This is a genomic window from Streptomyces sp. bgisy130 (assembly GCF_057708345.1).
In genome coordinates, this window is the sequence record NZ_JBYISA010000006.1 from 1 (window position 1) to 21,228 (window position 21,228).

The 21,228-nt window shown below is 67.3% G+C and carries 26 protein-coding genes; 21 read left to right on the forward strand and 5 right to left on the reverse strand.

Translation table 11 applies throughout. From position 1 onward, the window contains the following. Positions 1-666, reverse strand: a 666-nt coding sequence (locus tag AC3EUV_RS10375; RefSeq protein ID WP_435602696.1) for a DUF3159 domain-containing protein, incomplete at its 3' end; no start/stop codon positions are given. A gap of 262 nt (positions 667-928) precedes the next feature. Continuing rightward, positions 929-1,888 (reverse strand): LysR family transcriptional regulator, encoded by a 960-nt coding sequence (locus AC3EUV_RS10380; protein WP_432144114.1) that lies wholly within the window; start codon positions 1,886-1,888, stop codon positions 929-931. A gap of 71 nt (positions 1,889-1,959) precedes the next feature. Between AC3EUV_RS10380 and AC3EUV_RS10385 the strand changes: the two genes are divergently transcribed. The 4 genes from AC3EUV_RS10385 to AC3EUV_RS10400 all read left to right on the forward strand — a co-directional run bounded on the left by AC3EUV_RS10385 (position 1,960) and on the right by AC3EUV_RS10400 (position 6,244). Beyond that, positions 1,960-2,907: a 4-hydroxy-tetrahydrodipicolinate synthase family protein gene (locus tag AC3EUV_RS10385; RefSeq protein WP_432144115.1), complete on the forward strand. Its 948-nt coding sequence runs from the start codon at positions 1,960-1,962 to the stop codon at positions 2,905-2,907. Positions 2,908-3,492: 585 nt separating this feature from the next. Continuing rightward, complete coding sequence (locus AC3EUV_RS10390) at positions 3,493-3,942, forward strand: hypothetical protein (RefSeq protein ID WP_435602697.1); 450 nt, start codon at positions 3,493-3,495, stop codon at positions 3,940-3,942. 242 nt (positions 3,943-4,184) lie between these two features. Continuing rightward, on the forward strand, positions 4,185-4,529 hold the full coding sequence (locus AC3EUV_RS10395) for an effector-associated constant component EACC1 (RefSeq protein ID WP_435602698.1): 345 nt from the start codon (positions 4,185-4,187) through the stop codon (positions 4,527-4,529). Positions 4,530-4,558: 29 nt separating this feature from the next. Next, the gene (locus tag AC3EUV_RS10400) at positions 4,559-6,244 is read left to right on the forward strand and encodes a caspase, EACC1-associated type (RefSeq protein ID WP_435602699.1); all 1,686 of its coding nucleotides are present in this window, start codon (positions 4,559-4,561) and stop codon (positions 6,242-6,244) included. Between the two features lie 468 nt (positions 6,245-6,712). On the opposite strand, the gene AC3EUV_RS10405 is transcribed toward AC3EUV_RS10400, so the two are convergent. Continuing rightward, positions 6,713-7,468: a GntR family transcriptional regulator gene (locus AC3EUV_RS10405; RefSeq protein WP_435602700.1), complete on the reverse strand. Its 756-nt coding sequence runs from the start codon at positions 7,466-7,468 to the stop codon at positions 6,713-6,715. A 78-nt stretch (positions 7,469-7,546) separates the two neighbouring features. Here AC3EUV_RS10405 and AC3EUV_RS10410 point away from each other — a divergent pair, with 78 nt between their 5' ends. From AC3EUV_RS10410 to AC3EUV_RS10430, 5 genes are all read left to right on the forward strand, one after another. Continuing rightward, entirely contained in the window at positions 7,547-7,825 is a 279-nt protein-coding gene (locus AC3EUV_RS10410) for a hypothetical protein (protein ID WP_435602701.1), read from the forward strand. A gap of 367 nt (positions 7,826-8,192) precedes the next feature. Beyond that, positions 8,193-8,417, forward strand: a complete 225-nt coding sequence (locus AC3EUV_RS10415; protein WP_435602702.1) for a hypothetical protein — start codon at positions 8,193-8,195, stop codon at positions 8,415-8,417. Then, positions 8,417-9,157: a GntR family transcriptional regulator gene (locus AC3EUV_RS10420; protein ID WP_435602821.1), complete on the forward strand. Its 741-nt coding sequence runs from the start codon at positions 8,417-8,419 to the stop codon at positions 9,155-9,157. Before AC3EUV_RS10415 ends, AC3EUV_RS10420 begins: the two co-directional genes overlap by 1 nt. Further along, on the forward strand, positions 9,154-9,501 hold the full coding sequence (locus AC3EUV_RS10425) for a hypothetical protein (protein WP_435602703.1): 348 nt from the start codon (positions 9,154-9,156) through the stop codon (positions 9,499-9,501). Before AC3EUV_RS10420 ends, AC3EUV_RS10425 begins: the two co-directional genes overlap by 4 nt. Before the next feature lie 540 nt (positions 9,502-10,041). After that, positions 10,042-10,239 (forward strand): hypothetical protein, encoded by a 198-nt coding sequence (locus tag AC3EUV_RS10430; RefSeq protein WP_435602704.1) that lies wholly within the window; start codon positions 10,042-10,044, stop codon positions 10,237-10,239. 1,150 nt (positions 10,240-11,389) lie between these two features. Here AC3EUV_RS10430 and AC3EUV_RS10435 read toward each other — a convergent pair. Beyond that, on the reverse strand, positions 11,390-11,776 hold the full coding sequence (locus tag AC3EUV_RS10435) for a hypothetical protein (protein WP_435602705.1): 387 nt from the start codon (positions 11,774-11,776) through the stop codon (positions 11,390-11,392). Between the two features lie 313 nt (positions 11,777-12,089). On the opposite strand from AC3EUV_RS10435, the gene AC3EUV_RS10440 reads away from it, so the two are divergent. Beyond that, positions 12,090-12,302 carry a hypothetical protein gene (locus AC3EUV_RS10440; RefSeq protein WP_435602706.1) on the forward strand — a complete coding sequence of 71 codons (213 nt, stop codon included), beginning with the start codon at positions 12,090-12,092 and terminating at the stop codon, positions 12,300-12,302. 1,164 nt (positions 12,303-13,466) lie between these two features. Here the strand turns inward: AC3EUV_RS10440 and AC3EUV_RS10445 are convergent. After that, entirely contained in the window at positions 13,467-13,934 is a 468-nt protein-coding gene (locus tag AC3EUV_RS10445) for an NUDIX hydrolase (RefSeq protein WP_435602707.1), read from the reverse strand. 18 nt (positions 13,935-13,952) lie between these two features. On the opposite strand from AC3EUV_RS10445, the gene AC3EUV_RS10450 reads away from it, so the two are divergent. From AC3EUV_RS10450 to AC3EUV_RS10500, 11 genes are all read left to right on the forward strand, one after another. Next, the gene (locus AC3EUV_RS10450) at positions 13,953-14,732 is read left to right on the forward strand and encodes a GntR family transcriptional regulator (RefSeq protein ID WP_109891888.1); all 780 of its coding nucleotides are present in this window, start codon (positions 13,953-13,955) and stop codon (positions 14,730-14,732) included. A 137-nt stretch (positions 14,733-14,869) separates the two neighbouring features. Continuing rightward, the gene (locus tag AC3EUV_RS10455) at positions 14,870-15,226 is read left to right on the forward strand and encodes an SCO3933 family regulatory protein (RefSeq protein ID WP_030988949.1); all 357 of its coding nucleotides are present in this window, start codon (positions 14,870-14,872) and stop codon (positions 15,224-15,226) included. 2 nt (positions 15,227-15,228) lie between these two features. Continuing rightward, positions 15,229-16,584, forward strand: a complete 1,356-nt coding sequence (locus AC3EUV_RS10460) for an FtsK/SpoIIIE domain-containing protein (RefSeq protein ID WP_435602708.1) — start codon at positions 15,229-15,231, stop codon at positions 16,582-16,584. Positions 16,585-16,665: 81 nt separating this feature from the next. After that, positions 16,666-17,346 (forward strand): DUF2637 domain-containing protein, encoded by a 681-nt coding sequence (locus tag AC3EUV_RS10465; RefSeq protein ID WP_435602709.1) that lies wholly within the window; start codon positions 16,666-16,668, stop codon positions 17,344-17,346. 19 nt (positions 17,347-17,365) lie between these two features. Then, the gene (locus AC3EUV_RS10470; RefSeq protein ID WP_435602710.1) at positions 17,366-17,560 is read left to right on the forward strand and encodes a hypothetical protein; all 195 of its coding nucleotides are present in this window, start codon (positions 17,366-17,368) and stop codon (positions 17,558-17,560) included. 1 nt (position 17,561) lies between these two features. After that, on the forward strand, positions 17,562-17,753 hold the full coding sequence (locus tag AC3EUV_RS10475; protein ID WP_435602711.1) for a mobile element transfer protein: 192 nt from the start codon (positions 17,562-17,564) through the stop codon (positions 17,751-17,753). A gap of 17 nt (positions 17,754-17,770) precedes the next feature. Then, positions 17,771-17,926 carry a hypothetical protein gene (locus tag AC3EUV_RS10480; RefSeq protein WP_109891880.1) on the forward strand — a complete coding sequence of 52 codons (156 nt, stop codon included), beginning with the start codon at positions 17,771-17,773 and terminating at the stop codon, positions 17,924-17,926. A gap of 23 nt (positions 17,927-17,949) precedes the next feature. Beyond that, positions 17,950-18,258, forward strand: a complete 309-nt coding sequence (locus AC3EUV_RS10485) for a SpdD-like protein (protein ID WP_435602712.1) — start codon at positions 17,950-17,952, stop codon at positions 18,256-18,258. 89 nt (positions 18,259-18,347) lie between these two features. After that, positions 18,348-19,766, forward strand: coding sequence for a replication initiator protein RepSA (gene repSA, locus AC3EUV_RS10490; protein WP_435602713.1), 1,419 nt, complete (start codon positions 18,348-18,350; stop codon positions 19,764-19,766). Beyond that, complete coding sequence (locus tag AC3EUV_RS10495) at positions 19,763-19,972, forward strand: helix-turn-helix domain-containing protein (protein WP_435602714.1); 210 nt, start codon at positions 19,763-19,765, stop codon at positions 19,970-19,972. Before repSA ends, AC3EUV_RS10495 begins: the two co-directional genes overlap by 4 nt. Further along, entirely contained in the window at positions 19,960-21,195 is a 1,236-nt protein-coding gene (locus tag AC3EUV_RS10500; protein WP_435602715.1) for a site-specific integrase, read from the forward strand. The genes AC3EUV_RS10495 and AC3EUV_RS10500 overlap by 13 nt, the downstream gene beginning before the upstream one ends. Positions 21,196-21,228 lie beyond the last annotated feature (33 nt).

The following is a 21,228-nucleotide window of genomic DNA, read 5'->3' on the forward strand; positions in this document are numbered from 1 at the left end:
CAGAGGGAGGGATGTCCCGGTGTTCATGCGGTAGTTGGTGTCGCAGGAGTGGCCGGCGAGGGCGCGGCGGTAGACGCGCCAGCCCAGCAGCAGGGTGAGCGCGAGGACGGGCGGCCCGAAGGCGTCGGCTGTACCGAGGGCGACCACCTGGCCGGACAGGTACAGCGACAGCTGGATCGCCAGCATCACCACACTTGAGGTGAGGATCACCAGGTTGCCCTTGACGAACGCCCGGCGCCGCACGGGACACCGGTGCCAGCCGGGCCCCTCCTTCGTGATCAGAGCCACCACCACACCCATCAGCGGCCGGCCGATCAGCAACCCCACGACGTTGGCCACGACGACCACGCTGTGCATCACCAGGTTCGGCAGGAAGAAGTTGGCGGCCTCTCCGGTCTTCGCGGCCAGCGCCCCCTGGACACACACGAGACCGAGGACCGCGAGCGCGCGCCACACCGATTCCCCGCGCACCACCCGGTAGATGCAGACCCCGGCTGCTGCCGCCAGAGCGAGCACCAGCGCGACTGTGAGCCGGTGTGTGAGGGCGTAGCTCACGGTGAATCCGAAGATGGGCGCGATATCGATCACTGCCGCGCGCAGCCGGCCGCGAAGGACGGCCTGGGCGGCTTCCTCGCCGCCGGTCACACGGTGTGCTGTTGGGTCCACGACTGCTCCAGGCTCCTCGACAGACGGTGGGCGTCTCGTCGCTTGCGACCCTGTTCACGATGCCGCCGCGCCCCCGAGGCCGTCGTCGTGCGCCCGCAGACACTTCGCCTGCCGCAGACGCGGTACGACACCGCAGCGCCTACCACGGACGCAGACGTGCCCCGCGCGTCGCTCCGGCACGGCCTGCCTTGTTCCGCTCGTCCGCGGCCCGAGGGCACAGACACCACCCTCGCCACCTGAGCAGCGACCCGCCGGACAGGTCCTAGGAGGCGCCGCCCGTGGCGCCCACCGCTGTCCGCGCCGCCGCCACGAACGCGGCGATCGCCGGGTGCGTGCCGCCGCCCGTACGGAAGGCGACCTTCGAGCGGCGGAAGAGGGGCAGCCGGGTCAGGACCACCCCCGCAGGGGCGTGTGCAGTGGCCATCTCCGGTACGAATCCGGCTCCTTGGCCAATGGCGGCCAGCGCCAGGACCGTACGGAAGTCGTTGACCTGATGGCGGATGCGCGGCTGGAAACCGGCCGCCTGACAGGCGCGTACGGCCATGGCATGACCGGTCGTGCCGTCCCGGGCCGTGATCCACGGGGACGTGGCCCATGGTCCGAGCAGCTCCGCCAGCGTCTCGCCGCGGGCTGCGGGACCGGTGGCGCGAGCGCTGTCGGTGGCGCTGTCGTCGGTGGCGCTGTCGGTGGAGCCGCCCGTGGCCAGGTACATCGGCTCCTCCAGCAGGGGCACCTGGTCGACCGTGGTGTCCGGTGACGCGGGCACGAAGTCGTAGTCGTGGACGAGGGCCACGTCGAGTTCGCCGGCGCGCAGGCCGTCGGAGACCCGCGCCGAGTCGATCTCCTGCACCATCGGTTCCAGCGCGGGATGCCGCCGGGCCAGCTCGGCCAGCGTGGCGGGCACGATCGCGGGGCCGCCGGACGGGAACGTCCCGATCCGCAGCGGCCCGCCGATGCCCTCGCGCGCCCCGGCCAGCTCCGAGACCGCCATTTCGAGGCGCTCGAGGACGGCGTCGGCGTGGGTGACGAGGGCGCGGCCCGCGGGCGTGAGCACCACCCGTCTGCCGCTGCGTTCCAGCAGGGGCACGCCCGCCTCGCGCTCCAGCACGCCCAGCTGCTGGGAAACGGCGGAGGCGGTGAAGGTCAGCGCCTCGGCCACGGCCGCGATGGTGCCGCGCCGGTCCAGTTCACGCAGCAGGTGGAGACGCCGGACATCAAGCATAAGGCGAGCTTACGCATAAGCGTAAGAATGCGAAATGGATCTACTGGGTCGATGTCGGGCAGGCTGGGAGCATGAAGCCCGATGCGATCCTCACCGGCCTGTTTGTCCCCTTGGTGACCCCGTTCACCGACGACCTGCGCCTCGCCCCGGATGCACTCGCCCGCCTCGCCGACGAGGCGCTGTCGGTCGGCGGTGCTCGCGGACTCGTCGCCCTCGGCACCACGGCGGAGGCTGCCGTGCTGACCGCCGAGGAGAAGCGGGCCGTGGTCCGCGTCTGCGCGGCCGCCTGCCGGGCACACGGAGCTCCGCTGATCGTCGGCGTCGGCACCAACGACACCGCCGCCGCCATCACGTCGCTGCGGGAGCTCGCTCAGAGCGGTGACGTCGCCGCGGCGCTGGTTCCCGCGCCGCCCTACACCCGGCCCGGTGAGGCGGGGACGCTGGCACACTTCACGGCGCTCGCTGAGCACGGCGGCCTGCCCCTGGTCGTCTACGACATCCCGTACCGCACCGGCCAGACCCTCAGCACCAGCACGCTGAACGCGCTCGGGCACCTGCCGGAGGTCGTCGGGGTCAAGTACGCGACCGGCGCGATCGACGCAGCCGCAATAGAACTGCTCGGCTCGCCGACGCCGGGCTTCGCGGTGCTCGGCGGCGACGACGCCGTCATCTCACCACTGCTCGCGGCCGGCGCCCACGGCGGCATCCTGGCGTCGGCCAATCTCCGCACCGCCGACTACGCCGAGCTGATCTCGCTCTGGCAGCGCGACGCCGCCGGACCGGCCCGCAGCCTGGGAGCCGAGCTGGCCCGGCTGTCCGCCGCACTCTTCGCCGAGCCGAACCCAACCGTGATCAAGGGGGTCCTGCACGCCCAGGGTCGCATCCCCAGCCCGGCCGTCCGGCTCCCGCTGCTGACCGCCTCCACCGATTCGGTCCGGCGAGCAACAAACCTGGCCACCGACCACACCCACCAACAAGCCCACCAAGCCCGCCAAGCCCACCAAGAGGCCGCGGCCTGACACGGGCCTGTGGGCCCTGGGGGCATCCGGTGGACTCCAATGGAAGCGGTCACCGCCGCGCCGAGGACGACGAGAACCGAGCCGCCACCAGAGCACCTAACCTCCATCAGCAGTCGGCAGATGGATGCGACTTGATCCTCCAGCGACTTGCCCAGGCCGAAGGCGCTGCGCAGCCCCACCGGTCGGACGAGCGTGCCCTGTCGCCGCAGCCGGCCCATGTGGCCATCCATAACCTCGACGACCGCCGGCATATCGACGCCGGCCCCCAGGTACCTGTTGCCTGCGAGGGGCAGCGCAACTCCCGCAAGGGCGGAGGCCACGGGAATTACTTGCCTTGCCAAGTCCGCCACGGAGCAGGCGCGTGCCGCTCGCGGGCTAACTGGTCACTCACGCGGTACCCGTCGGACCACGTGCCGGCCGGTTGCCGTCAGCCCCTGCCGTCAACATCAAAGCCAGAGGCCCTGTGGATTGCTCCACAGGGCCTCTGGTCTGCTGTGCGCTCGGCAGGATTCGAACCTGCAACCTTCTGATCCGTAGCTCTGAAGAGATCGGTCATTGGAGGTCATTCAGGCCGCAGGGAGGAGCATGGCGACCAGTGTTGGGTGCTGGCGATTGCTGGGGTTGCTGTACTTCGTTGCTGTACAGCACGATCGGGGCCAGGGGGAGAGCGTGCAACGAGAACGGCTCGAACAGTTGCTGAGCGGTGACGACGAGACGTCGGTGGCTGCTCTGACTGCTCTCCGTGCCAGCGCTTCTTATGTTGTCTGGGATGGCACGACGTCTGCCGAATCACTCGCCAGCGTCTATGGGCGCCGGCTCAGACACACCCTCAAGAAGGGCATCGAGACGTCCGGCCTCGAGCAGGCCGTGCAACGCCTCAACCGATACGGCGGACCGATCCGGCTGGGTCAGATCCGGGCTACTGATGGGTCGTGGATCTTCATGCTGTTCCTCGACCACGACGGCGGCACGCTGGTGGCGTGCACCGGTGTCCGGCTAACCCAACCGGGCCCGCCACCCTCAGACGCCTGCTAAGGCTCTGCACCGCCAACGCGCTTTCCAAGTCTGTTGGTGTGGGTCAGGGCCGCGTTCATCGGTGTTCGGCCCTGTTCACGCCCAGTCGGAGCGACAGCAGAGCCCGCAGGCCACGGGCTTGAACGCTGACGTACGAAGGTGAATGAGACGGAAACTGATACGGGCCCGGATCAGCAGGATTGGAACCGGAACAAACGAAGCTGGCATCCTGAACTATCGACGAACCAGCAGGGGGACATTGCATGTACGCGTACGGCATCACGGTCGACGAGGGGGCGGGGGGCGAGGATCTGCGCCAGCTCACCCAGTGGTTGCGCGACGACGAGTTCGTGGGGGAGGGCGGGGTCATCACCCTGGTCACCACGCCACCTTCGTCAGGCTCTATGGGGACGGCCTTCGACGCGATTCAGTTGTCGGTCGACAGCGGCTTCCAGGTCGCCAACCTGGTGCTGGCCATCTCCTTGTGGCGGCGCGGCAGGACGAAGCCGCCCAGGGTCTCCATCGAACACAACGGCGTACGTATCGAAGTCGACAGTGAAGACCCGGTGGTCGTGGCCCGCATTGTCGCCGCTCTCGAAGGTGCATAGGGCTCGACGTGGTTGGGGAGACAGGCCCTGTGGATGCTGGCGCTCCGCCCGATCCCGCGAATTCCCGCGCCGTGCTGATCGGAGCCTCCCTCTACGACCGCCTGGAGGCCCTTCCTTCCGTCGAGAACAACCTCCAGGGTCTCCGGGACTTCCTCACCTCACCTCAGGGCTGGGCACTACCACCCGAGCACTGCATCATCGTCTCCAATCCTCAAAGCCCGTCCGACATCCTCGTTGCTTTGCGTGAGGCAGCAGCCCAGAGCCGGGACACCCTGTTCGTCTATTACGCAGGCCATGGTGTGCTGGACGACGAGTTGAGCTTCTATGTTTCCTTGTCTGGCTCCGCGGCTGACGAGCCCTGGACGTGCCTGTCGTATGAATGGATACGCAAGACGCTGGCCCAGTCGACGGCGCGACGACGTGTAGCCGTTCTGGACAGCTGTTTCAGCGGGAAGGTCCATCGGGGGCCGATGTCGCAGGCGTCGGATGCAGTCCGGGTTCAGACGGCCGTCGCCGGCACCGTCGTCCTTACCTCGGCTAGGGACGACCGTGTCGCACTCGCCCCACCCGGAGAGCACTACACCGCCTTCACCGGCGAACTCCTGAAGGTCCTTACCTGCGGCATCCCGGGAGGGCCAGCTGCCATCACGGTCGACTATGCCTACGAGCGGGTTAAGCAGGAATTGGCGGCTAAAGGTCGGCCTCGTCCGGACCGCACGGGCAGTGACACTGCCGGACTGCTGATCCTAGCGCGCAATGTCGCCTTCGAAACGGCCCGCGGTCACCGCACCGAGGTCTTGGCATTCCCTGAAACCATCAAGCGACTGGCCAACCGTATCGCCGTCGGCACTGATACCGCCCCGGTCGAGTGGTGGCCCAACGACGACGGCGGACCAAGCGCGGGCCACGTGCTGAACGGCAGATACGAACTTCTTGAGGTGCTCGGCGCGGGCGGTATGGGACGGGTGTACCGAGCCCGGGACACGCTATTGGGTCGAACGGTCTCCATCAAGATGACCCGTCCCGAAGTGAACAGTGACTACCCCCGCTGGGTTCGCAACGAGGCGTCGGCTATCGCCAGGCTCAACCATCCATCCATCGCCGCCGTGTACGACCTCTGGGAAGACAGCGGCGTCGGCTGCATCGTGATGGAATATCTCACTGGTTGGACACTCGATGGGTTGAGTAAGCACGTGACGCCTACTGCGCTAGAAAGCGTTGCCATCACCTACGAGATACTCAACGCCTTGGAGTACTCACACGCGGCAGGGGTGATCCATTGTGATGTGAAGCCACAGAACGTGATGATCACCAAGGAGGGGAGGCTAAAGATACTCGACTTTGGCCTCGCGGCGAGCACGGAAAACCCCCGACAAGGTATCTACAGCATGCCGGAACAGCTCATTGGTACGCCTACATACATGCCCCCGGAGGGCCTGAAAGGAGATCCGCCAGATATCCGGCGTGACGTATACGGAGCTGGTGTAATCCTATTTCAGCTACTCACCGGACGGCTGCCGCTCCTTGCGCCGACGCTGCATGCGATTTTCTACGAAAAGGTGCATCAAGATGCACCTGCGGCATCATCCCTCGTGCCGGATCTACCCCCCGACCTCGATGCTGTCGTGGCACGCGCCCTCGCGCGGGACCCGAACGCCCGCTTTCAGAATATGGGCGAGATGAAGGCAGCCCTAGGTCGCGTGTCGTTGTGGTGAGTCCGCGACGCTAACCGTGAAGGAGTTGTGCGCCAGCCCGGCTACGTGGAGTCTCTTCAAGGATGCCAGCGGGCATTTCTCGATGTCGCCTCGCGCATATACCTTGCAGGCCGCGGGGAGAGATCACCGACTATATTCCGTGACCACCGCTGCCCGTTCCTTCTGGTGCGCCATAAGGAACGGGCAACGGCGGTGAGGGAGAGCTCGACAATAGCTACGACAATTCTCATGCATTTTCGCGGGTTAGTCGACTATCCATTCGATTTGCCTAAAATGGCACAACATGATCGCGACTGCCGCCCTTTTTGCGCGAGAGCGTCCGCCGAAGGCAATAAATAAGGCCCTGGTCTCTGGCCAGGGCCTTATTTATTGAGTGGGAGCTACCGGTGACCGCGGTTCTCCGCTACAACTGGTGCACTTCGAGTGCGCTAGCCGTGCGGCAACACCAAGGCGCGCACGCCGACTCTATTAACGGTTGATCGGGATCTCGTAGACGATCTCGCACAGAGAGGTGGGAACGACGATGTCCGCCGTCTCCACGGGCCATCCCTCATTGCTGTAGTACGTCCGCCGGATGTGCATCACCAGGGTGGCCTTCTGGATGCCGAGGAGCGATGCCTCCTCGGCACTCGCTGGCCGCGGCTCCGGCTGCTCCACAGCGTGGCTGACCACGATGCCGATCTCGGCCATGCGGTTCACCACGCCCACCCCGGCATGCGGCCCTCCCTCAGGGAGAACGACGAGCGTGCCGCCCGTGAGGTCGTACGGCTCCCAGCTTGTCGACAGCTGCACCGGTTTGCCGTCGGCCAGAAACTCGTAAACCGTGCGAACGCACAAGCCGCCCTCAGCGATACCGAGGCGCGACGCAATCTCAGCCGGTGCTGGCACCTTCGCCTCGGTCCGACTTTCCCAATCTCCCAGCTTGTCCACAGCCTTCATGTCCGCGCGAAACGGGGAGCCATCAGGCTGCTCGCGTGCCGAGGAACGGACCATGCGTACACGCTGACGAGGGGCGGCAACGTACGTGCCCGATCCGGCGCGACCTTCCAGCGCTCCCTGGGAGATCAGCAGCTCTTGAGCCCGTCGAATCACGTTCTCGCCGACGCCGCATTCCTCAGCGATCTGGGCGCGTGACGGGAGCCGGTCTCCCGGCGTCCACTCATGCTCCGCGATCCGTCGCCGGAGCTCGTCAGCGATGCGGAGATACGGCGGCTGCTCAGGCATATGGAAAATCTAGTCCACTAGCCCTAATCTAGTTAACTAGCTTTACTGCAAGTGACCGCCAGTGACGGAGGCTGCCCTGTGCCTGCTTCGGAAGTAAACGCCGAAGACATCGCAGCCCGGTTGTCCGCCGTCGGACTCACCCCGCGCGTGGCACGGCGCGCCCAACTCACGTCGATCGAAGTGGAGGTACCGGAATCGCTCTCCGCCGAGTCGTGGCGGGAGGTCTTGGAAGCAGTGGCTGAGGCCGATCGATTCGGGCTCCTCGCCAACAGCTTGAACGGCCGCACCTTATGGGCGGCCGTACGCACAGCGGCCCCCGCGACGGGCGATGTCCGGGGGCCTGGCCGTCAGCGATAGGAGCTGATCAGCATGTTCAACCGTATCCGCCATCTCTTCTCGCACGCTTCCCATGAGAGGTGCGTCCCGCTGAGCCGGCGCCACCGATCGCCGGTGCCCGTCGGGGCGGCTGTCACGCCCCGCGATCGCGTTGCGCACAACTGGTTCGCCACGACGGAGGCCCTTTGATGCCTCCTCGTCAGCAGGCTCGCGTGACCCACACGAAGGCCGTGCCCTACCAGTCGAGTTCCTGCCGGATCGGTAGGCACGGTGAGTGCGCGCATTCCTCTCCCACTACCGCGCCCATCGGCATTCCCGTGGTCTACGAGGCATGCATTTGCTCCTGCCACTCGGTGGCCGGCGGTGGCACCCGAACGGACGGCCCCAGGTGAGGGGCTGGGCACCGGGTGGTGGGCCGGCCGCCCCTGTCGAGATCACCTCTGACAGCGTGCAGCGCGGCGACGTCATCCAGATCGGCGGTCGCCCGTGTCGCGTCACCGACCTGCTCCAGCTTCCCGGCGGAGCAAAGCGCTTGCGCTTCGAGTCGGGCGAACTGCTCACCATGCACGCCCGGACTCGGCTCGTAGCCGTACGAACGCTGAGAAGGTGGTGATGCCGCCCGTGCTCTCCCGCCGCCACGTCATCGCCGATGACATTCGGAACAAGATCTCGACCGGCTGGCTCAAGAACGGCGAACGGCTCCCGTCCGAGGCGCAGCTCGCTTCCGGCTACGCGGTCAGCACGGCGACGCTGCGCAGCGCTCTGGCGGTTCTCCATGGTGAGGGGCTCGTCGAGAAGATCCACGGCAAGGGGAACTTCGTCCGCTACCCCCTCCGCCGAATCACGTACATCGGCGGTGGTCATACACCCAGGAGGGAGCCCTCGGCCGATTCAGCCTTGCGGGTCAGCGTCCGCACCACCCACCTCCAGGCGCACGGTCAACTCATCGCCCTGCTGGGGGTGTCGGCAAAGAGCCCGCTCACCGAATTGCTCTGCCTCAGCCACCAGGGAAAGTCACCGCACAGCCTCGCTCGCATCTACGTACCTCGCGACCTGTCGCCGACCGACGTTCCCACCGAATCGCACTGCTACGAGGGCATTGAGGCGAAGCTGGCAGAGCTCCGGCCTCCACTGGCCGAGGTCCGGGAGCGAGTCAGCGCTCGCCCTCCAACACCAGAGGAAGCGACGACTCTTCGGATCAGCTCGGCCATGGCAGTTCTCGCGATCACTCGCGTTGCAGCTGACCGCACGGGACGCGTGGTCGAGGCGGGGCTCCTGGTGCTCCCCGGCGACCGCACAGACGCGCTCTTCACCACCCACCACATGCCCCATGAGAGGACGAGCGGAGAATGAAGATCCACAACGAGCTGCGGCTCCTCCCGTGGTCAGGCCCCAATGGCCAGCCTTGCTACTTGAGCACCGCGGACAGCGGCAGCTATCTGTCTCGCCTGGCAGACAACACAGAAGCGGTGCAGTTGGAAATGGCAGGCGATCTTATGGAGCACACGCTCGAAGTGCTCGGCGACGGAGAGGCGGAGCCGAACGAGGTGCGGCTCCTGGCGATGGACATGGCTGAAGCCCTGCGTGACGTGCGTCGTGTAGCAATCAGCCGCGGTCACCGCCTGCTGGCAACGGATCCTCCGGCTCATGAAGGAGGCGACGAGGGGCCTCAGCTGCCAGCGGCGGCCTTCGGCTAGCAGCGACACATCAAACGGTAGGGGAGCCCCATACTCAATCTGAGGCTCCCCTACCGTTCGATCCGGTCCTCCATTAGCTAGCACGTTCTGCCAGCGAGCACCTGTTCTCGCGCGGTGCCAGGGCTGGCCGGACTGGAAGAGACGCCCTGCGCCACTTAGCCCCCGCCGCAACACGGCCTGGAAGGGCGCTTATTTGCATCCCGAGAGCGATCGAGCCGCTATGCGCTAACCTGGCAGCGCGGGACCTTCCTGCCCGTGCGCACCTGGGCGCCCACGTCTCTGGAAACCAGGACGGAGCCCCGTCAGAGCTGGCGAGCCCCCTCTTTGTCCGACAGGGGGCTTGGACGCACCAAGCTGTGAAGACGAGGCTGGTGGCCGAAGTTGCACTACCTGCTACACCCGGGATGACAATGCGTCATCCGACCCGAGAACACTTTTGCGCCTTGTGCGTCCGCGCATGTGTCTCGGTCCGAACCGAAGGGTTCGGATCGAGGCTGCCTGCGCACCCGATCCGGCCCATGACAGGGAAGGTAAGGATCGGTGGACGGCACCGCCATCATCGTCATTCTCGCCATCGCTGGCGTGGCCTCAGTGCTGCTCTTCGCGCTCAAGGGGCTGTTGGACCAGGTACCCGATGTGTTGAACTCCGCAACCAGAGCACGAGAGGCGTGGGACAGCTTTCGGCGACCTAGTGACCCGACCTTGGTGGACAAGGACCAGGGCCCGACAGCCGCGTAGACCATCGCAGCTCCCGGTTGGTCAACTGAATTGAGCGGTTGGTGGTGGCGTTGACGCCCGCGCTAAGCGTCGCGCCCTCAAGGCGGCGGCCAACCTCTGGCCCCGCCAAGAGAGGCTGGCCGGTGGCCTCCCGCGGAGCCGTACCGGCGGCGCAATGAGCTTGGGAATCACGGGGTGATCGCCCGCCGATCGGCGTCCTGACCTGCCGGCACGTCCACAGGGGCGCCTCATCCGATGCCCAGTTGCGCACCCGAATTCGCCGTGGTTTACCGGTCCTTCGGGCACACATCGGGCACGACAGCCCCTCGTTGCGAACTACGTGTTCCTGCGACTGGTGACGGCCGGGTGCAGTCCCGCTGTGGTTGCTGCACTTCGCTGCTACCGTAGGCCGGCTTGAACACCGCCTTACGCTGTCACACATGTTGGTGGGCAGGTGCCGCCAAGAACGCAGCTGCCCTAAGTCTTCCGATGCCATAACCCCTTACGCTTACGACTCGATGGCGTCGTTTATCATCTGGCATACCTCGGGCACTGCTGCCCTGGATACGCAGGTGATGACCAAGCTGGGCCCACTGATCTCGACTAGAACTTCCTTCCCCGAGAATAGCCCTCTGTTTGGCGCGACGCTTGAGACGGCGATCAGCGGTACGTGTTGAGTGTGCCCTCGCCCGTCACGCATCGTCAGTCGATCGCTGGTGAGGCTACACTCGCCCTCCCCGTAGTAGTTCGGACCTGGGTAGTAGATTGCGCCCTTGACTGGGAACTTGTAGAGAATCTCACCAGACATCTAGACCACGTCCTCTCCGCGTAGAGCAGGGGCTGCTTGGTCTTCCGGGCAACATAGGGCCACAGACGCGAGAAGTGAGGGTCGGTGCGCCAGATTCCATAGCGTGGGCGACTCGTCACGAGACAGATGAGTTCTGACTCCCCATGCATCCATTCAACGCCGCAGGCCACCGGGCGCAACTTGTGCGCCGCGGCGGCACTCGATGGCCAAACAAGCTGTAAAACGGTCGTGGTGGCAACGTCACCATGGGGTCAAATCCCATAGCCTCCGCAGGTGAATGACCCCTGACCAGGAACTCCGGCCGGGGGCCTTCCTCGTGATCAAGTCCCCTGACTTGCTGCCGTTCCCCGAGGGGCATGGCTGCTACCAGCCCTTGCCCCAGATTGGCTGGAGAACAGAGGCGATACCTGACATCATCGCGAGGATGCCGCCAGCCGTCGCCAGGGCGGTCGTCGCGTTCGGGAAGAGCTCCCTCGCAAGCTGTCGCCATCGTTCCCTGATGACGACCATCTTGAGCTTCTGCCACTTGTGCTGGTTGATATGGCAGCCCATCAACGCGCCCTTGCTGTTGTTCCTGCACGCTCCGTCCCGCCCCAAAGCGCCACACCACGCTGGTGCGCGGAAGAAGAAGTACACCGTGCTCAGTGCGGAGAGAGCCAACAGCGCTCCTGGCCCAAAGTCAGAGGTCAGCCAGGCCACGATGAGCACCGCGAAGGCAACCCATCCCCAGTACTTCCCGATTCCCTTCATGGCCGAGACGCTACCGAGGACCGTGGTGGCATATGCAGGGAGCACCATGGGCGCAACAGAGCGCTACTACGGCGCACATTGGCGGATCAGGAGCCGAAGAAGTGACCGCCGGGTCTCTGCGGTCACCTAACCGATCAACACTGTGACCTGCGTCGTTGAGCGCCCTTTCGCGGCCCCCTGACGGCCCGAGCTGTTAATCAAGCGCTTACTGGTGTCCGTTGTTGACGCGTGATCTCATGGAAAGAGGAAGCGATGCAGCCAGCCCCCAGGTCGCGCAAGTCGTTGAAAGTGGCACGAGGAGGGGTGAAGTGTCATGGAGTTGTTTACCCAGATCATCGTTGCGATCCCGACCATGGTCTTGTGGGCCGTCTGGTATGGGGCGATTGCTTTGTTTTGGGTGATTGTTTTCATTCTTTTCGGCTTCTACGCCCTCGTTCGCGGTTTCTACAACGCGGCAACGCAGAGGTCGTTCTCGGATGGCGTCCATGCGCCTCGCACAAAGTTCCCGCACAGGAGAACTGCTTGACGGGTGATTACGGAGGACGGCGAGAGCTAGTGGCTCGATCGCGTCTCGCAACGACCTGGCCTAACTCTCAGTCCCTGAAGGCGCTCGTTGCAGCCACGAAGACGGATCAGTGAGCGGAGCGCCCATGATGGGCTCGGCCACATCGCGGCAGCTGAGAGCTCCCCCTGCGCCACGTTCTCAGGGTGCGGTCCGCTCACGCGCCCGCATCCGTGACGGTGGCGGTACGGCGGCCCGCCCATGCCGGCCTGCCTGCCCGGAGCGCTCGGCCCCGCTACCCCCACTCCTCCCGTAGCCAGCCTTGTCGACGGAACCAAGACCTATGGCACGGTCGGCAGCGCGCCCGCCATGTAAACCGCTCACCGCTTCCGCCCCACCACCCGCTGCCATCCCGTCCGCCGTCGTCCCACACACCGTGGGGCGGGCTTGGCTCTGCCTGGGATGACGGCAGACGGGATGGCAGCCACCCACCCTCACCCCATTCGACCCGCACCCGCCGACGGTGCCCCCGCCATCCCAGAGTCAGAGGCCCCCGCCGGAGGCACCACTTTGCCCGCACCGCCCACCCCACCTTCACCACCCACTCATCGCCGCCCTCGGGGCTCCTCGACTGGACCTGCTCCTGAGCTACGGGCGCCTGCGTGGCTGCTCAGCTCGTCCTGGTGGTGGGTGGCTGCGGCCAGGCTGCGGGATGGGGTCGGCGGTGGCGTTGGCCGGTGGGGTGTCTGCTCGGTCCGGTGCTGCCTTTGGGCGGGACAAAGCGTCTAGCGGATCACCCCGTGGCAACTGTGGTGGCGCGGGGCCGGGGGCGGGGCGGAGCGGGCCGAAGGCAGGAGCGTCGCCCCAGTCCCCGAGCCCGCGCCGGCCCGCGTTACGGGCCGGTGGGGTGTGATTCGTGGCGGCGGCTGGCAAAGCCGTTGGCCTGCGCGCCAGATGCCGAAGGCAAGAGCACCCACAAGGCCAGAGCCACAAGCCGCAAGCCCTCCCGCGGGGGCTGGAGCGCGCGACGCCGACCCATGAGGCACACGGCGGCTGCTGGACTCGATCGGCACTCCACGGGCTCTACGGGCAGATACCGCGCGACCGGCTCCCGGAGTGCTCCCCCTCCCCCACCTCCCTGCCCCCTTCCCCGACCGAAGGGCGGGGCTTGATGAAGTAGAGAAAGTTCTACCGCACCGGCGTCAGCCGCTTGCCGTCATGGCTTCGCACGTGAGGGCCCGCCCCGTCCAAGGCATCCAGGAACCGAACCGCGTAGACCTCGGACATGGACTCCGCCACCTCGTCGGGCGTGAGCCAGGTGACTGCCGTCGACTCGCTGGAGGTGCGCTCCTCGCCGCCTACCGGCTTGCAGCGGAAGACCAGGGCCACGATGCCTCGTGTCGTGTTCTTGTAGACCCCGGTGAGCTCGTCGACCTCGACGTGGATGCCCGTCTCTTCCCAGACCTCGCGTCGTACGCCGGCCTCCGGGGTCTCGTCGAGTTCGAGCACCCCGCCCGGGAGTTCCCAAGCGCCGTTGTCGGCCCGCCGGATCGTTAGAAGCTTGCCGTCCTCGCGGACCACCACTCCGGCCACGGACACGGAATGCAGTGGCGTTGACTGGGCTTCCGGGGCGCTGTTACTCATGTACAGGAGCATAGGAGGATGGGAAGAACTATGGGAACCGCGGTAGGAGGGGGCAAGGCCGTACCTCGATACGTGCAGATCGCCGACGACATCGTGCAGCAGATCAGGGCTGGGGTCCTTAAGCCCGGCGAGATGGTGCCGAGTGAATCCGAGCTGGTCGAGCGCTACGGCGTTGCGGGCGGCACGATCCGTAAGGCGATGGTGGAGGTCCGTGCGAGCGGCCTGGTGGAGACCCGCCATGGCAAGGGCTCGATCGTGAAGGACCGGCCGCCGGTACGGCACCGTTCCTCCGACCGCTTCCGGCGCTCGCACCGGCAGGGCGGCAAGGCTGCGTATCTGGCGGAGTCCGCGCAGTCGGGTGCCACGGCCAAGGTCAGCGTTCTGTACATCGGGCCCATGGAGGTCCCGGAGGACGTGGCCGGTCGTCTCGGAGTCGAGCCCGGTACTCAGGTCCTTGCCCGCCGGCGGCTGTACTTCCGCAACGGCACTCCGGTCGAGACGGCCAGCTCGTACCTGCCGTGGGACGTCGTGAAGGACATCCCCGAGCTCTTTGCCGAGAACCCTGGTGGTGGCGGCATCTACGCCCGACTCGAAGACCACGGACATGAGTTCGCCGAGTTCGTCGAGACCTTGCAGGCACGGCCAGCGACCAAGGCCGAAGCGTCCGAGCTGGCGCTCAGTCCCGGTGCCCCCGTCGTGCATCTCGTCCGTGAGGCGCTGACGACCGAGGGCCGCGTGGTGGAGGTCTGCGACACGCTCATGGCTGCTGACCAGTTCGTTTTCAGCTACCGCATCCCCGCAACGGACTGACGCCCGCTCAACTCTCCTCGGCCCGCCCCGACTTCTTCGTCGAGGCGGGTTGACTCATATACAGGAGTCGGGCACTCTTCTTCATGTCACTCATGTACATGAGTGACGGAGTTCAGCATCTATAGAGGAGTGATCTAGTGCGTCAGATCCCCGTCGATACCTCCGCCGCGACCGTGATGGTCGCGAAGCAGCCGCAGATCAAGGTCAAGGACCGCCGTACCGGTGAGGTCGCCCTCGACGTCGAGACCGGGGCGAAGCTGATGACCGTAGACGTGATGTTCGCCGCCAACGACGCGGTGGAGATCCTGTCCGTCACCGTCCCCGAGAGCGGTGTCTCCGGTGAGCTGGGCATGGGCACTCCGGTTGCGCTGACCGGCCTGATCGCCCGGCCGTGGGAGAACGAATTCAACGGGCAGAAGCGGCACGGAATCGCCTTCCGCGCCGTGGCGGTCACCTCGCTCGCCGCCGGTGGCTCGCAGGCTGAAGCGGCCTGATCATGGCCCGCCTCTCGGTCGTACTGCTGCTGGTCGTCGCCACCGCTCTCGTGCTGCGGTGGCGGCGTCCCGCCTGGTACTGGATGACCTTCGGAGTCGTCCTCGCCGCGCTGCGCGTCTTAGTCCGGTACGCCTCGGTCATGGACGCCTGTGGCTTGACGGTCCCGCCACCGCGCTGGCGGCTCGCGCTCGCCCGCATGACCGACCGCCCGGCCCCCGAATCGCGTGCCCCGCGCATCCTCCGCCTCCGGCCGACCCGTACCGGGCTCGTCCTGCGGCTCAAGCTCCGTCCCGGCCAGGACGTTTTCGATGTCTCCGCCGCCACCGACCGGCTGCGGCACTCCTTCGGGATGTACGGCGTCACCGCCCGGGAGATCCGCTCCGGTGTCATCGAACTGCGGATGACGGGCTACGACGTGCTCAAGCGCGTGCAGATGCCCGCCAAGATCGACCGCGCTCCGATGCGCGTACCCGTCGCACTGCGCGAGGACGGATCAGTCCACTACCGCGACTACCGGACTGTCCCGCACGGGCTCACGCTCGGGGCCACCGAGTCGGGCAAGTCCGTCTACCAGCGCAACCTGGTGGCCGGTCTCGCCGCTCAGGACGTCGCGCTCGTCGGTATCGATTGCAAGCAGGGTGTCGAGCTGTTCCCGCTGGCTCGCCGCTTCTCAGCCCTCGCCGACAACCAGGACACCGCTCTCGATCTGCTCGAAGTCCTCGTCTCGCACATGGAGTCCGTCTATCAACTCGTCCGCGAGGAACAGCGCGTCAGCGTGGACATCCCCGATGCGGAGATCGCGGCCGACATCTGGGACCTGGCCGAGCACCTGCGTCCCACGCCCGTCGTGGTCCTGGTGGACGAGGTGGCCGAACTCGCGCTCTTCGCCTCCAAGGAGGAGGAGAAGCGCCGGGACCGGATCATCACCGCGCTCGTCCGCCTGGCCCAGCTCGGCCGCGCTGCTGGCATCTACCTGGAGATCTGCGGCCAGCGCTTCGGCTCCGAACTCGGCAAGGGCATCACCATGCTCCGGGCCCAGCTCACCGGCCGTACCGCGCATCGCGTCAACGACGAGGCCAGCGCCAACATGGCCTTCGGTGACATCTCCCCTGACGCCGTACTGGCCGCCATCCAGATACCCGCCGACGCCCCCGGCATCGCCATCGTTGGTGACTCGACCGGCGGCTGGTCCCGCATCCGGGCCCCGCACACCTCGCTGCGCGAAGCAGTGAACCTCTGCAACAAGTACGCCGACCGCACGCCGGACCTGCCCGCGCTCGCGCCCTTCCGGCCCGCCGTCGCCCCGCCGGCCTGCACCGCCGTATCGCTCACCAAGGCGTCCACCGCGACTGCCTGACCTTCCCGCTCCAAGGTCGGCGCCACCTCGACGCGCCAAGTCCCTACCCCCTCCATGCCAGATCCCGGAAGGAGAACCGTCATGGGACGCATTCGCCCGGACCCCGTTCTCGTACAAGCCGTCATCGCCGGAGCGCTCTCCTTCGCCCACCTCCACGACCTGGCCGCCGCTGCCGGACAGGACGGCTGGAAGGCATGGGCCTACCCCATCAGCCTCGACCTGCTACTGGTCGCGGCCTGGCGGCGACTTCGCAACGACGGCTCGTCCCGGCTCGCCTGGTGCTGGTTCGTGATCGCCCTGGTGGCCTCGCTGGGTGCCAACGTCGCGACCGCCGGATTCCTCGACCTCCAGCACCCGCCCGCCTGGCTCCGCTTCGGCATCGCCGGATGGCCGGCGCTCGCCTTCCTCGGCGGGACCCTGCTGGCCCATACGCGGAGTGGCGCCGAAGCCGCCGATCCCGCCCCGCCGGCCGACGTGGCTCCGGCACCCGCTCCCGTACCCGCTCCGGTCCCGACAGCTGAACCTCCAGCCGACCCAACCGAGTTGATCGCCGCCGACCTTCCCGCGGCTGAACTACCCGCCGAACCGCCCCGGCCCGCCCCCGTACCTGCGCCCGTCCCGACCGCGCTCGTAGCCCACGCCCGCAAGGTCGCCGACGATCACCGCGCCCGCACGGGAGACCGGATCGACACCGACACCCTGCGGACCCGCCTCGGCGTCCCGCCTCAGCTCGCCGACTCCATTGCCGCCCAACTCACCTGACCAGCAAGGGAGAGCCGCCGTGACCCGTGACCCGGCCGACCTGACCGCCGCGGACTACCTCGACAGCGCCCGCGAGATGACCGCCGCCGGCCGGCCCTACCTCGCTCACCTGCTCGCCGAGGAAGCCGTCCAGCGCACCGCCGACCTGGCCACCGCGGCCGGTATCCGCGCCGCCTACCCCGACCCGACGACCACCCGAACGGAGAGCTACTGACATGCCCGCCCGCGACCACTTCCACTCCGTCATGCGGATCGGCCCCGTACAGATCGGCACCTACCGCGACCGCCACGGCCGCACCAAGCACGCCGGCGTCTGCACCGCCGACCGCTGTGGCTGGTCTGCCGACTTCTCCAGCCGCTCGGCCGCCCAGCTCGCCGCCCGTACCCACCGCTGCACCGTCCGCTGACCGACTGAGGAGACCGCATGGACGTCCCGCTCTGGCTCGCTCTGATCGCCGTCGGCTACCTCGGCATCAAGCTCATCCGCCCGCCCTGGTGGCTCGTGGCTGTGTTCCTCCTCGGCGGCTACCTCCTCGCCGACAGCTTCCTGGCCTCCGCCATCGACACGGCCGTCAAGTAACGCCCTCAGAAGGGAGATCCGCCATGTTCCGACCCAAGGTCCCGACCAACCCGACGCCCACCGGACTCGTCACCCAGCCCTCCGTCGAACCGATCGCCACCGTGCGGCACACCCCACCGGCGGCCCCGGTCGCTCAGTCCTCGACCCGCCCCGCGGTTCAGCTCACGCCCGGCACCACGCTCGCCCTCGTCGGCGGCGGCACGGCCGTGGTCCTGATCGTCGGTGCTGTCCTGGTCTCGATGCTCCTGGCGGTCGCCGTCAGCGGGGTGTCCGTCGCCGTCTGCGCGGTCGTCCTCCGCTCGCTGCTCACCTCCGGGCGCACGCACCGCTGACCGGCTCCCGGGCGGCCTCAACCGCCGAGTCTCCGCCGCCCGGGAGCCGTGCTCCTGCCCGAACCACAGATCCGGAAGGAAGCCCCATCATGACCGACCGCACCCGCGTACGTGGGAGGTCGCCCGTGCCTGACACGCTCCTCGACCCGACCACCCTCGTCGACCTGCTGAGGGTGGCTTCGGCCCCCGACTACGACCGCTGGGCAGACCAGATCCACCGCACCGGCGGCTGCTCCGACCCGATCCACCTCACCGGCTGGACCCTCACCAAGGACCGCACGTCGGGCGAGACCCTGCATCACTACTCGACCGCGTCCGAACCCGGCGGACGCCTCCGCCTCGCCTGCGGCAACCGCCGCGCCTCCCGCTGCCCCGCCTGCGCCTGGACCTACGCCGGGGACACCTACCACCTCATCCGCGCCGGCCTGGCCGGAGACGACCGCCGCTACATCCCCGGCACCGTCCGGGACCACCCCCGAGTCTTCACCACCCTCACCGCGCCCTCCTTCGGCCCCGTGCACAACCGGCCCGACCGGGGCGTCTGCCGCTGCGGCGCACAGCACCCCACGGACGATCCGGCGCTCGGCACTTCCCTGGACCCCGAGGCGTACGACTACGCCGCCGCCGTCCTGTTCAACAACCACGCGGGCGACCTCTGGCAACGCTTCACCACCCGGCTCCGTCGCGAACTGGCCGCCCGCGCCGGCCTCACCCAACGCGACCTCAAGGAATCGGCCCGCCTCTCCTACGGCAAGGTCGCCGAGTTCCAAAAGCGCGGCGCCCTCCACTTCCACGCGGTGATCCGCATCGACGGACCGGACGGCCCCGGCACACCGCCGCCGTCCTGGGCAAGCGTCGCCCTGCTGACCGATGCGATCTGCGCCGCCGCCGCGCACTCCTACACCTCGGTCACGGCCCCGGCTGCCGGGGACCAGCCCACCCGGACCTTCCGCTGGGGCACACAGCTGGACGTACGGCCGGTCACGGCATTCGACGACGGCTCCGACATCACCGAACAGGCCGTGGCCTCCTACGTCTCGAAGTACGCGACCAAGGCCGCCGAGACCACCGGCACCCTCGACCGGCGCATCGGCGAACTCGCCGAACTGGACCGCCACCAGGTCCCCGAACACACCCGCCGCCTGATCACCGCGTGCAAAACCCTGGACCCGCTCTACCCGGACCGTCGCCTCTGGGCCTGGGCCCACATGCTCGGCTTCCGCGGCCACTTCTCCTCCAAGTCCCGCCGCTACTCGACCACCCTCGGCGAGCTGCGCGCGGCCCGCGCCGACTTCCGCGCCGCCCAGGAACACGAAGCCCTCGGCCTCGAACCCCCGGAGCCGGACACCGTCCTCGTCCTGACCGACTGGCAGTACGTCGGCCACGGCCACACCCCCGGCGAATCCGCCCTCGCCGCCACCATCGCCCGCGACATCCAGACCAACCGCGACACCGCACGCGAAGCACGCGCCGACCTCCAAGCCGAAGAAGGAGACAACTGGTCATGACCACCGCCATGATCGAGAGGAAGTGGCACACCACGGCCGAAGTCGCGCAGATGCTCGGCTACGGCCTGTCCAAGACCAAGATGCTCGTGCTCACAGGCGAGATCCACTCCATCAAGGACGGCCGCAACCGCCGCATCCTGCCGCGCTGGGTGGATGAGTACGTCGAACGCCGTGCCCGTGAAGCCGAGATGGAGTGGTCAGCATGAGCGGCAAGCGCGGCAACGGCGAAGGCTCCATCTACCCCTACAAGAACGGCTTCGCTGCCTACGCCTGGGTGACCACCCCGGACGGCAAGAAGAAGCGCAAGTACGTCTACGGCAAGACCCGCGAAGACGTCCACGACAAGTGGATCAAGCTTCATGCCGAAGCGAAGAACGGGCCGATCGCTACTCGACACCGGACGCTCTCCGCCTTCCTGGCGTACTGGCTTGAGTCCATCGTGAAGCCCAACCTCGCGCCCCTGTCATACGTCTCGTACGAGGGCTGCGTGCGGCTCTACATCGCTCCCTACCTCGGCACGAAGCGGCTGGACAAGCTCACCGTGCGGGACGTGCGCGAATGGCTGACCAAGCTGGCGACCACCTGTCAGTGCTGCGCCCAGGGGAAAGACGCCAAGAGGGCTCCCAGCCGCCGGCGCTGCTGTGCGGCCGGAGAGTGCTGTGAGGCGTATGCATCCCGCCGGGTGATCCAAGCCGCTCGCGATGCGCTGCGGGCCGCCCTGACACACGCGGTCACCGAAGAGGAGATCGGGAAGAACGTCGCCGCCCTGGTGAAGGTGCCCAAGCCGAGGCGCCGCCGGATCAAGCCGTGGTCCGCGGTCGAAGCGGGTCAGTTTCTCGCGGACGGGGTGATCCGTGAGGATCCCCTCTTGGCGGCCTGGGTGCTCGTGCTGTGCCTCGGGCTCCGCCGCGGGGAGGTACTGGGCCTCACCTGGAAGTCCATCGACTTCGAGGCAGGTGAGCTGTACGTGGATCACCAGATCCAGCGGGCGGGGCGTCAGATTCTCCACCGGGAAACCAAGACGGAGGACTCGGACGACTTCCTGCCGCTGCCCGCGCTTTGCCTCAAGGCTCTCCGTATGCGCCGTGCTCAGCAGACCGGTGATCGGAAGGCGGCTGGTGACCTCTGGCAAGATAGCCACGGGCTGGTCTTCACCACGAAGTACGGCACCCCGATCGAGCCGGGGAACCTCACCCGGATGTTCGCTCTCCGTGCCCGCCGGGCCGGCCTCCGGGTCATTCCGCTGCGGAACACCCGGCACACCTGCAGCTCGCTCCTGGTCGCCCTCGGCGTGCACCCCAAGGTGGCTCAGCGCATCCTGCGGCACTCGCAGATCGCGATGACGATGGAGGTCTACGCCGAGGCGAGTGAGGAAGAGGTGCGCTCGGCCCTGGGCAAGCTCTCCGAAGCGATGGGTGGCACCGGCTGACCCGGTTGCTGTACTTCGCTGCTGTACGGCACG